Raw genomic sequence first — 12127 nt, forward strand, 5'->3', positions numbered from 1 at the left:
TGATGGACCATACCGAGCTAAAGGTCATCACCAACAACCTGAACGTCGCCAGCCTCCTTTCCCAGAACCCGTCCTTCGAGGTGATCATCGCCGGCGGGCTGGTGCGTTCGCGCGACCGCGGGATCGTAGGCGAAGCGGCGATCGACCTGATCCGTCAGTTCAAGGTCGACGTCGGGGTGATCGGGATTAGCGGAATCGATCCTGACGGTTCGCTTCTGGACTACGACTACCGCGAAGTGCGCGTGGCGCAGGCGATCGTCGCGAACAGCCGGCGGGTCCTGCTCGCCTGCGACCATTCGAAGTTCGGCCGCACCGCGCTCGTCAGGATGGGGCATCTGGACCAGGTGCACGAGCTGTTCACCGACATCGAACCTCCGTCGGCCTGGCAGGCCTCGCTGCGCGCAGCCGGGGTGAGAGTTCATATCGCCAGCGGCGAGCATGTCCTGCCAGCTGCGTAGTTGCGTTCGTTTTCGATGATTTTCTTTTTCGATTGCGAACCCCATCCTGGCGCGATACCCGTTGTGCATCAGGGCGGCGACGAGCCGGCACGATACGTTCCGAGAAGGCGGCACCGGCGAGATGCCGCTCAGGACGTTGGGGATGCGCAGGCATGCGGGATCTGTTCGACCTTCTTGTCGTCGGCGGCGGCATCAATGGCGTGGGCATCGCCCGCGACGCGGCCGGCCGTGGCCTGTCCGTGCTTCTATGTGAGAAGGACGATCTCGCTGCGCACACCTCGTCCTGGTCGTCCAAGCTGATCCATGGCGGGCTGCGCTACCTCGAGTACCATGAATTCCGGCTCGTCCGTGAATCGCTGATCGAGCGGGAGGTCCTGCTGAATGCGGCACCCATGCTGGTACGCCCGTTGCAGTTCGTGCTTCCCCATAGTCCTGAACAGCGGCCTGCCTGGCTGATCCGGCTTGGATTGTTCCTTTACGATCATCTGGGCGGCCGTAAGATCCTGCCGTCCTCCGGCACGGCGCGGCTAGGGCCGACGCTGGAAGGCAAACCGTTGAAGAGTTGGGTCGAGAAGGCGTTCTATTATTCGGACGCCCAGGTCGACGACAGCCGGCTGGTCGTGCTGAACGCGCTCGCCGCCCGCGACCTTGGCGCCGAGATCCACACGCGGACGCTCTGCCGTCGAGCTTGGCGGGACGGCAGCATCTGGGTGGCCGAACTGGAGGACCAGCGCACCAAGGCCGTGCGGATGGTCAAGGCGCGCGTGCTGGTGAATGCGGCGGGACCATGGGTCTCGCATTTCCTCCAGGACAACCTGGCACTGGATACCAGGAGCCGCGTGCGTCTGGTCAAGGGCTCGCACATCGTCACCAAGCGGCTCTACGATGGCCGCCACGCCTATATCCTGCAGAACGACGACAAGCGGATCGTGTTCGTGATCCCCTGGCTGCGCGAGTTCAGCCTGATCGGGACCACTGACATTCCATACCAGGGCGAGCCGCAGGACGTGCGGATCTCGCCTGAGGAAACCCGCTATCTCTGCGACGTCGTCAATCGCTACTTCGAGCAGCAGATCGGCGAGGACGACGTCGTCTGGTCCTACTCGGGTGTGCGCCCCCTCTACGACGATGCCTCGGCCAATCCGTCCGCCGTTACCCGCGACTATGTATTCGACCTGAACGTTCCTGCAGGCGGCGCTCCACTTCTCTCGGTCTTCGGCGGCAAGATCACGACCTACCGCAAGCTCGCGGAGCACGCCGTCCAGAAGCTGGCCCCGCATCTAGCCGTCGCCGAGGGCGACTGGACCGCCGACGAGCCGCTGCCCGGTGGCGACCTGGAAGGCTACGATCCCGCTGGCTTTGCGATGTCGTTCTGCATGAGCCGGCCATGGCTTTCGGGGAAGCTCGCCAGCCGGCTGGTCTCGGCCTACGGTAGCCGCATCAGGCGGGTGCTGCAGGGCGTGCAGAGCCTAGAAGACCTGGGGGAGTGCTACGGTGCGGATCTATATGAAGCGGAAGTCCGCTACCTGATCGAGGAAGAGTGGGCGACGACGCCGGAGGACATCCTCTGGCGGCGCACCAAGCTGGGGCTGGTCGTCGGGGAGGAAACGGTGGAGCGACTGGGCGCGCGGCTGTCCGGGCAACATGCCCTTGGTCCGTCGACGGTCGACGCCGCATGAGCCTGCAGCTCGCCGCAGTCGAGAAGACAGTCTCCGGCATGGTGCACCTCCATCCGGTGACGGCCACGCTGGAGCCGGGCCTGCACGTCCTGCTCGGGCCGACCGGCAGCGGCAAGACTTCGCTGATGCGGCTGATGGCCGGCCTCGATCAGCCGACGGCCGGGCGGATCGTCCAGAAAGGTGAGGACGTCACCGGCAAGCCGGTCCGCCAGCGCAGTGTTGCGTTCGTCTACCAGCAGTTCATCAACTACCCGTCGCTCACGGTCTTCGAGAACATTGCCTCGCCCCTGCGGCTGTCGGGCCGCTCACAGGCGGAGATCGACGCCAAGGTGCGGGAAACCGCCGGGCTGCTGCACATCGACCATCTGCTCGATCGGCTGCCGGCGGAACTGTCAGGCGGCCAACAGCAGCGGACGGCCATCGCACGGGCGCTGGTGAAGGATGCCGACCTTCTTCTCCTCGACGAGCCCCTGGTGAACCTCGACTACAAGCTTCGCGAGGAGTTGCGCGCCGAACTGCGCGCCCTGTTCGAGCGGCGTGATGCGGTGGTCGTGTACTCCACGACTGAGCCACTGGAAGCGCTCACCATGGGCGGCTCGGTCATGGTGATGTTCGAGGGCCGGATCCTCCAGGCAGGGCGAACCACCGAGGTCTACCACCATCCCGCGTCGCAGACCGTCTCGGGGGTGTTCAGCGACCCGCCCATGAACCTGGTCGGCGTGCAGGTCGTCGGCGACATCGCACGTTTCCCGCAGGGCCTGGAGCTTCGGCTGGACCATCATCTGCAAGGCCTGTCCGATGGCACCTATCACTTCGGCATTCGGGCACCGCATCTGTCCCTGCGCGATCCGGCGGGCAGCCGCCCCTCCTTCCCGGCCGAGGTCGACCTGGCGGACATCTCGGGATCGGAGACCTTCGTGCATGTCCACGCACAGGACATTGCCTGGGTCGTCCAGGAGGAAGGCGTGCACGAGCACGAGTTGGGCCAGAAGGTGACGGTGTTTCTCGATCCCTCGCGGATCTACGCCTTCGGTGCAGATGGCGGCCTGCAGGCGGCGCCGCCGCGACCGATACCAGGAGGCGGCTGACCCATGGCCAAGATCACGCTGGCCGGCCTCGGCCATGCCTATCGGCCCAACCCGGCGGAGGACAGCGACTTCGCGCTGCTTCCCATGGACTTCGCCTTCGAGGACGGCGGTGCCTACGCCCTGCTGGGGCCGTCCGGCTGTGGCAAGACCACGCTGCTCAACATCATGAGCGGCCTGCTGCGTCCGTCCCATGGCAGGGTCCTGTTTAACGGCCAGGACGTGACCACGAAGTCGCCTGGCGACCGCAACATCGCCCAGGTTTTCCAGTTCCCGGTCGTCTATGACACGATGACCGTGTTCGACAACCTGGCCTTCCCGCTGCGCAATCGGGGCATCGACGAGACCTCCGTGAGGATGAAGGTCGAGGAAGTCGCCGACATGCTCGAGCTAGGGCCGACGCTGCCGCGCCGTGCCCGTGGCCTGGGCGCGGACGCCAAGCAGAAGATCTCGCTCGGCCGCGGTCTGGTCCGTTCCGACGTGGCAGCGATCCTGTTCGACGAGCCGCTGACGGTGATCGACCCCCATCTGAAATGGCTGCTCCGGCGCAAGCTGAAGCAGGTGCACGATCGCTACCGCCGCACCCTGGTCTACGTCACCCATGACCAGAACGAGGCACTGACCTTCGCCCAGAAGATCGTCGTGATGCATGCCGGCAAGGTCATGCAGGTCGGCACGCCGCAGGAACTGTTCGAGCGGCCGGCACATCGGTTTGTCGGCTGGTTCATCGGCTCGCCCGGCATGAATTTCGTTCCTTTGAAGCGTGCCTCCGACGGGCTGCGAATCCCGGGAGTCGACCTCCCGCTCGGAGGAGCGTGGGCCGAGGCGGCCGGCCGGTCGAATGGAGCGGCGGAACTCGGGGTGCGGCCCGAGCATCTGCATATCTCGGGCGCGCCGGGGATGGATGCGCTTCCGGTGGATATCGAGCGGGTCGAGGATCTCGGCAACTACGCGCTGGTTACGGCCAAGCTTGGCACCGTCCAGGTCAAGGCCAAGGTCGCCGAGGACGCACCCGTCGCGACCGGGCCAGCCTTCGCGCATTTTCCGCCCGCGTGGACGCGGCTCTATGTCGATGGCGCACTAGTCCACTAGAAGGTCCGGGAGGCAGGACTTGGACAAGATCGAGAATAACAAAGCCTGGTTCCTGGTGCTGCCGGTGTTCGTGATCGTCGCGATCTCGGCGATCATCCCGCTGATGACCGTGGTCAACTACGCGTTCCAGGACATCTTCAGCCCGCAGGACCGCTACTGGGTCGGCACCGAGTGGTTCGTGCAGGTCCTGGGCGACGAGGCCCTGCACGGAGCCCTTCTGCGCCAGTTCATCTTCAGCCTGGTGATCCTGCTGATCGAGATTCCGCTGGGCATTGCCCTGGCGCTGGCCATGCCTGCCAAAGGTTGGCAGGCCTCGCTCGCGCTCGTGCTGATGGCGCTGCCGCTCCTGATCCCGTGGAACGTGGTCGGCACGATCTGGCAGGTCTTCGCCCGCGGCGACATCGGGCTGGGCGGCTGGGTCGTGAACCGGCTGGGCATTCCCTACAACTATACGGCCGACCCGGTCGCGGCCTGGCTCACCATCGTGATCATGGACGTCTGGCACTGGACGCCGCTCGTCGTGCTGCTCTGCTACGCTGGCCTGCGCGCGATCCCCGACGCCTATTACCAGGCTGCTGCCATCGACGGGGCGTCGCCCTGGAAGGTCTTCCGCTACATCGAGCTGCCCAAGATGCGCGGCGTGCTGCTGATCGCCGTGCTGCTGCGCTTCATGGACAGCTTCATGATCTATACCGAGCCGTTCGTCGTGACCGGCGGCGGGCCCGGCAACGCCACGACCTTCCTGTCCATCCACCTCACCAAGATCGCGATCGGCCAGATGGACCTGGGGCCGGCGGCGGCGATCTCCATCATCTATTTCCTGATCATCCTGACGCTCAGCTTCGTCTTCTACAATGTCATGGTCCGGGCCGGCACGGGAGACCGGGCATGAAGCACGGCAAGAGCATCTGGCTGATCGTGTACTTCGTCTTCCTGGTGCTGCCGATCTACTGGCTCGTCATCATGTCCTTGAAGACGAACGAGGAGATCCTGGGCGCGCTCACGCTGATCCCATCCCGCCCGACGCTCGCCAACTACCGGACGATCTTCACCGATCCCAGCTGGTACATGAGCTACGTCAACTCGCTGATCTACGTGCTCATGAACATGACGATCAGCCTGCTGGTGGCGCTGCCAGCGGCCTACGCCTTCTCGCGCTACCGTTTCATCGGCGACAAGCACGTCTTCTTCTGGCTGCTGACCAACCGCATGGCGCCACCGGCCGTGTTCCTGCTGCCGTTCTTCCAACTCTACCAGGCGATGGGGCTGTTCGACACGCACATCGCCGTGGCGCTGGCACACTGCCTGTTCAATGTGCCGCTCGCCGTGTGGATCCTGGAAGGCTTCATGTCGGGCGTGCCAAAGGAGATCGACGAGACCGCCTATATCGACGGCTATTCCTTCCCCAGGTTCTTCTTCAAGATCTTCCTGCCGCTGATCAAGTCCGGCATCGGCGTGACGGCGTTCTTCTGCTTCATGTTCTCCTGGGTGGAGCTGCTGCTGGCGCGCACGCTCACCGCGGTCAACGCCAAGCCGATCTCGGCAGCCATGACCCGGACAGTGTCCGCGGCCGGCCTCGACTGGGGTCTGCTCGCGGCGGCGGGTGTGCTGACCATCGTGCCCGGTGCGCTCGTGATCTGGTTCGTGCGCAACTACATGGCCAAGGGCTTCGCCCTCGGACGGGTGTGAGGGAACATGGAAGCCATCAACACTCTCGTCCTTTCCATGGCCTGGACCTCACCGGTCGCGATCTTCTTCGTGGCCATCGCCGCCATGCTGGCGGCCATGACGGCGCTGCAGTTCGCGTGGCCGACTGCCGAACGCCGCGGCTTCCTGCCGATGACCACGACCCGCGGCGACCGGCTGTTCATCGGCCTGCTCGGTGCAGCCTGGATCCATCTCCTTTGGCTGTCCCTGTTCGCTGCGCCCTTGTGGTGGGCGTCGATCGTGGCAGTCTTGTGGTTCGTTATCGTGCTGCGCTTCGGCTGACGGCACGGTCGAGGCTTGCCGGGGCACGATCCCGATCCGGCAACGCAGTGGTGATCGAGGGACAACAAGAGACAGGGAGGTCTCGAATGACGAAATGGCACCTCGGGCGCAGAAGGTTCCTGGGCGGCACGGCCATGGCAGGCGCGGCATTCGCCATGCCGGGCATCATCCGTGCCAACGCAGCGGACGAAACGATCAACCGCTGGATCGACGAGTTCCAGCCGTCCACGCTGACCCGTGACCAGCAGATCGAGGAACTCACCTGGTTCCAGAAGGTCGCCGAACCCTTCAAGGGCCAGTCGATCAAGGTCGTCTCCGAGACGATCGACACGCACGTCTACGAATCGCAGACGATGGCGAAGGCGTTTTCCGAGATCACCGGCATCAACCTGAGCCATGATCTCATCCAGGAAGGCGACGTGATCGAGAAGCTGCAGACCCAGATGCAGTCCGATCAGAACATCTACGACGCCTACATCAACGATTCCGACCTGATCGGCACCCATTTCCGCTACAAGAAGGTCGTACCGCTCTCCGACTGGATGACCGGCGACGGCAAGGACTTCACGCTCACCACCCTCGACGTCGACGACTTCATGGGCAAGTCGTTCACGACCGGGCCGGACGGCAAGCTCTACCAGTTGCCCGACCAGCAGTTCGCGAACCTCTACTGGTTCCGCTACGACTGGTTCACCGATCCGCAGATGCGCGACGAGTTCAAGAAGGTCAAAGGCTACGACCTGGGCGTGCCGGTGAACTGGTCGGCCTACCAGGACATCGCCGACTTCTTCTCCAACCACGTGAAGGAAGTGAACGGCCAGCGCATCTACGGCCACATGGACTACGGCAAGAAGGACCCGTCGCTGGGCTGGCGGTTCACCGATGCCTGGCTGTCCATGGCTGGCATGTCCGATGTCGGCATCCCCAACGGCCTGCCGGTCGACGAGTGGGGCATTCGCATGGATGGCTGCCGCCCGGTTGGCTCCTCGGTCTCGCGTGGTGGCGGCACCAATGGCCCGGCGGCGGTTTATGCCACGCAGAAGTACATCGACTGGCTAAAGGCGTATGCGCCAGCCGAAGCGCAAGGCATGACCTTTTCCGAGGCCGGGCCGGTGCCGGGCCAGGGTGCGATCGCGCAGCAGATCTTCTGGTACACGGCTTTCACCGCATCCTCCACCAAGGAAGGTCTGCCGGTGATGAATGCGGACGGCACGCCGAAGTGGCGCATGGCGCCGTCGCCGCACGGCGCCTATTGGAAGGAGGGCATGAAGCTCGGCTACCAGGACGCAGGCAGCTGGACGCTGATGACCTCGACGCCGGTCGAGCGGCGGCAGGCAGCCTGGCTGTATGCGCAGTTCTGCGTATGCAAGTCGACCTCGCTCAAGAAGACCCATGTCGGGCTGACACCTATTCGCGACAGCGACATCCGGCACGAGAGCTTCACCGAGCGCGCCCCGAAGCTGGCGGGTCTGGTCGAGTTCTACCGCAGCCCGGCCCGCGTGGCCTGGTCGCCGACCGGCAACAACGTGCCCGACTATCCAAAGCTGGCGCAGCTTTGGTGGGCGAACGTGGCCGAGGCCGTGAGCGGCGAGAAGACCGCACAGGAAGCCATGGACAACCTCGCCAAGCAGCAGGACGACGTGCTGCGTCGCCTTGAGCGAGCAGGGATCGGTGGCGAGTGCGCGCCGAAGCTCAATCCCGAGGAGGATCCGGAGGTCTGGTACAAGAAGGCCGACGAAACCGGGGGCGAGCCAAAGCGCAAGCTGGCGAACGAGGAGCCGCAGGGCGTCACGGTTGATTACGACCTGCTCCTGCAGGCCTGGAAGGACAACAAGGTGATGCCCGACAACATCAAGGGCTGATCCAGGATCCGATCGGTATCATCGGCTGGGGAGCGGGCCACCGCTCCCTATTTTTTTTGCTCATCCGGTTTGATCGCGTTACACGCGATGCGGTTGGTATCCCGTAATCTAGGGTTGACAAACCCTGCCGCCCGCTGACCAAGTGGACGAGGTCTCAATACTGAACCATGATGAGCATCACGGCCGAAAGCGATCCCAGCAGAGCGGGCCAAGCCGATGATCATGGCTCCACCTTACTGGATTTCCCGATTGTCTTGATCGAGGTGGCCGGTGGCGGCTTCGCTTCACTTGTCGTCGTTCTTCAACATGCGTCGGCGTGTACCGGAGTATGTTGGATCCTGCTTGGTGCTGATCCGGTCGGCTTCGACCTCAATCTTCTCAGTCTGCCCAGCCACCGCCTGTCCGAGGGTGAGGATGTGCGGGTAGACGCCTTGTCCCTGATCTCCGACTCGTCGGAACTCATGGTAGATGGCAGTCGCTGGTACCGTTCTGGCAGCGACGCAACGCATGCCGTCGAACGCGGGCTGCCTGCCGGCGGGCGGCGACTAGGCCATCTTCTTCTTGGCTCCCAGGCAGCTCCGGGCGGCACTTCGCTGGCACGTGCGGTGGCAAGTGCTGGTGGGCTCACCGCATGTCAGCACGAGCGGATGGTCAAGATCTTCTGTCCTGGGTTGCCCGATGGCTACGTCCCGGTGCCGGCTCTCGCACCCTGGCTGGCGAGACACTGGCTGGCGGCGCCTGCCAATAACGCTCGAGCCGATCCAATCGGTGTCGATGCTTTCCAGCCCGGCTCCAGCCAGAGCTGGATCTGTCTGATCGATGCGGGCGACCGAGTCCACCGGCTGCCCGACGACGAAGTCCTCGGCCTTGCGGCGGCCGGGCCAGGTACGGATCTCGCAAGCCTGATGATGGCGGCGACGCACCTGCTGGTCTCGGAGGCGGTGCTTGCCGCGCGGCGAAGCGGCAAAATCCAGCACCTTATGCATCTGCCGCTCGACGAGGCGGGTACAACCAAGCTGGTGGATCTGGTATTCCTGCCGCTTGGCCCGGCAACAAGAGCCAAGGGATCGGTTCTCATCCTTGCGTCAGCGACCCGGAAGCAGGAACTCCAGTCTGCCGGAACAGACGACACGGTGCCGCAGACGGATCGAGCAGCTTCCAGGAATGCAGTACTGGCAAAGCAGCTGACCGCTTCCCGGCTTCACCTGAAAACGGCCGTCGAGCGACTGGAACTTAGCAACGACCGGCTGCAGATGGCGTTCGATGATCTGCAGCGGGCACATACCGAGTTGGAGGCCTATGCGGCCGATCTGCGCGCATTGACCGAAGAACTCGAACGAATGAACCACACGCATCGCCAGAAGATCGTCGAGCTCGAGCAGTTGACGGCCGACATGGCGGGCCTGCTCGATTCCATCGACGTGGGCGTGGTGTTTGTCGATCCCGCCCTGCGTGTGCGTCGCTGCGCGTCGGTGGCCGCGAGGATGCTGCGCCTGGACGAACCGGGTGAGGGCAGGCCGCTGGCGGATGTCGCCGCGGGTCTGCATGACGACGAACTCGTCTCCCTCGTCAGGCTGACCCTGGAGAACGGTGATCCCTTCGAGCGTGAAGTCGCCTGCTGGGAAACCAGTCGCTTCCTCATCCGGGTTCTTCCGCACGCGGCAGCCGATGGATCGGTGGCGGGCGCTGTCGTCACGCTGATCGACGTGACCGCCTACCGGGAAGCGGAAGCGGGGCGGGTCCAGTCGGAGGAACGCTGGCGGCGGCTGGTGGACACGGCACCTGACGGAATCCTGATGCATGAGGGTGGCGTCGTGGAGATGGCGAACCGCTCGGCGTTGCGGATCCTGGCTGCGACCTCGCTCGAACATCTGGTAGGCCGCAAACTGATGGACCTCATCATCCCCGAAGGGCGTCATGCGGTCGAACGACAACTGGCCAAGGCTGCCCAGGAAGGGATCGTGACCGAACCGGCCACGACGGCGGTGCGGACCCAGGACGGAAGGCGGGTCGAGGTCGAGATCACCACCGCGACCCTTAGTGAAGGCGGCCGACAGGCATTCCAGACCGTCCTGCGCGACGTTACCGAACGCCGGCGCGCCGAGGCAGAGATCAAGCGCCTCGTCCATCATGACCGCCTGACCGGCCTGTCCAACCGCACGCTGCTGCTCGACCGGCTGGAGACTGCCATGGCCCGGGCCGCAAGGGACGGCCGCCACGGTGCCCTGATGCTGCTGGATCTCGATCAGTTCAAGGACGTCAACGACACCTTGGGGCATGCGGCCGGCGACCGGCTGCTCCAGATCGTCGCGCGCCGGCTACGGAGCACGTTGCGCAGCACCGACACGCTGGCCCGCCTCGGCGGAGACGAGTTCGCCATCGTCCAGACCGATCTATCCAGCAATGCCGGTGCGAGCGGCGCGGCAACGCTCGCCCAGAAGGCCCTCGACTCGATTGCCGAGCCCATCTCCGTCGACGACCACGACCTGTTCGTGACTTGCTCGATGGGGGTGACCCTGTTTCCGATTGACGCGACCAGCGCCGATCAGCTGATCAAGAACGCGGACTTGGCACTCTACCGCGCCAAGGCGGAAGGCGGCCAGCGCTTCCAGTTCTTCCTGGAGCAGATGAACGCGGAAGTGCTCCATAAAAAGTCCCTGGAAAGGGAAATTCTATAGTCCGATAGCGTCCCCAGTCGTCCCTTAGTCATTGAGCAGCCTCAAAATTAGTCCTTGCGCGTCCGAACAAGTCCGCGATTATCCGTTTAGGACAAGTACAGGATGCTGCTGCCGATGGCCCGTGCGCCGCGTGATCGTCGCCTCGAGAACCGGACCGCGCGGGCCGAGCTCAAGCCGCGCAAGGAGCCGTACTGGTCGAAGATCAGCCCTGGCTGTCTGATCGGCTATTACAGAGCCCGCAGTACACCGACCGGCACTTGGTTTGCCAAGTTTCGCCCTGTCGGTGCCAAAGGGATCACGTACAAGGCCGAGAAACTGGGTGCAGCCGACGACGTCGTTGATGCGAATGGCAGAGACATTCTGTCGTGGGTGCAAGCCAACGAGAAGGCGCGGCCGTGGTTCGAGATGGAGAAGCTGCTGGCCGCCGGCGACGGTGCAAAGCCGCTTACCATAGACCAAGCTATTGTGAACTACCTGGAGGATCTCAAGGCACGCGGAGGAAGCGAGCGTTACGCAAGATCAATACTGCGGAATCACATCCCGGACGCACTCCGACATCGCAAGGTCATGACGTTGACCGGTGCCGATTTTAACAACTTCAGGAACAACTTGGTTCGACTAGGCGATAATCCCGAACGAGTACGTGCGTCACGTGCCAGCGCCAATCGGATTATGACTATCCTGCGTGCGGCTCTAAATTTGGCACGTCGGCAGCGGCCGGCCGACTTGCCCTCCGATGCTACCTGGCGGACCGGACTGAAGGCGTTTCAGAACGTGACAGGTTCTCGAAATACCTTCCTCTACGCAGACGAGATCCGCAGGCTGCTCGACAACATCAACGACCCGCACCTATACGATCTGGTGTTTGCGCTTGCCTCATGTGGTGCGCGATACGGGGAAATGGCTGCTTGTCGTGTCGAGGATGCCCATCTTCACGCGACTGAGGGTGCAAGACTGCATCTTCCTAAAGGCAAGACCGGCCCGCGTACCATCGCGATCAATGACGAGCTTCGATTGCTGCTGACTCGGCTTATCTCCGGCAGATCTGGATCCTAGCCACTGTTCACGAGAGCAGACGGTACGGCTTGGCTTTCGAACAGTCAGAGTAAGCCGATGAAGCAAGCAGTAAAGGCCGCGGGGCTGGCACCTGAGATAACCGTCTACAGTCTCCGCCATACCTGGATCGCTGCTGCACTGATGGCCGGTGTGGAAGTCCGGATCGTCGCCGGCCACTGCGGCACCTCAGTCGCGATGATCGAGCAGACCTACTCGAAGTTTATCGGA

The 12127-nt window shown here is 63.7% G+C and carries 10 protein-coding genes; all 10 read left to right on the forward strand.

Going from position 1 to position 12127, the window contains the following annotated elements; genetic code table 11:
* Positions 1–458: DeoR/GlpR family DNA-binding transcription regulator (locus VHL31_RS25325; protein ID WP_414653827.1), on the forward strand; the 458-nt coding region annotated here is incomplete at its 5' end.
* A 152-nt stretch (positions 459–610) separates the two neighbouring features.
* Positions 611–2137 carry a glycerol-3-phosphate dehydrogenase gene (glpD, locus tag VHL31_RS25330; protein ID WP_329664035.1) on the forward strand — a complete coding sequence of 509 codons (1527 nt, stop codon included), beginning with the start codon at positions 611–613 and terminating at the stop codon, positions 2135–2137.
* Complete coding sequence (locus tag VHL31_RS25335; protein WP_329664036.1) at positions 2134–3225, forward strand: ABC transporter ATP-binding protein; 1092 nt, start codon at positions 2134–2136, stop codon at positions 3223–3225. The genes glpD and VHL31_RS25335 overlap by 4 nt, the downstream gene beginning before the upstream one ends.
* 3 nt (positions 3226–3228) lie before the next feature.
* Entirely contained in the window at positions 3229–4314 is a 1086-nt protein-coding gene (locus VHL31_RS25340) for an ABC transporter ATP-binding protein (protein WP_329664037.1), read from the forward strand.
* Positions 4315–4333: 19 nt separating this feature from the next.
* A complete protein-coding gene (locus tag VHL31_RS25345) occupies positions 4334–5206 on the forward strand; it encodes a sugar ABC transporter permease (protein ID WP_329664038.1) in 873 nt (290 codons plus the stop codon).
* Complete coding sequence (locus VHL31_RS25350; protein WP_329664039.1) at positions 5203–6003, forward strand: carbohydrate ABC transporter permease; 801 nt, start codon at positions 5203–5205, stop codon at positions 6001–6003. Before VHL31_RS25345 ends, VHL31_RS25350 begins: the two co-directional genes overlap by 4 nt.
* A 6-nt stretch (positions 6004–6009) precedes the next feature.
* The gene (locus tag VHL31_RS25355; RefSeq protein WP_329664040.1) at positions 6010–6303 is read left to right on the forward strand and encodes a DUF2160 domain-containing protein; all 294 of its coding nucleotides are present in this window, start codon (positions 6010–6012) and stop codon (positions 6301–6303) included.
* A gap of 134 nt (positions 6304–6437) precedes the next feature.
* Positions 6438–8165, forward strand: a complete 1728-nt coding sequence (locus VHL31_RS25360) for an ABC transporter substrate-binding protein (RefSeq protein WP_414653828.1) — start codon at positions 6438–6440, stop codon at positions 8163–8165.
* Between the two features lie 647 nt (positions 8166–8812).
* Positions 8813–10843, forward strand: a complete 2031-nt coding sequence (locus tag VHL31_RS25365) for a diguanylate cyclase domain-containing protein (protein ID WP_329664042.1) — start codon at positions 8813–8815, stop codon at positions 10841–10843.
* A gap of 102 nt (positions 10844–10945) precedes the next feature.
* Positions 10946–11899 (forward strand): hypothetical protein, encoded by a 954-nt coding sequence (locus tag VHL31_RS25370; RefSeq protein ID WP_329664043.1) that lies wholly within the window; start codon positions 10946–10948, stop codon positions 11897–11899.
* Positions 11900–12127: the final 228 nt, after the last annotated feature.

This window comes from Geminicoccus sp. (assembly GCF_036263595.1).
GTDB lineage: Bacteria > Pseudomonadota > Alphaproteobacteria > Geminicoccales > Geminicoccaceae > Geminicoccus.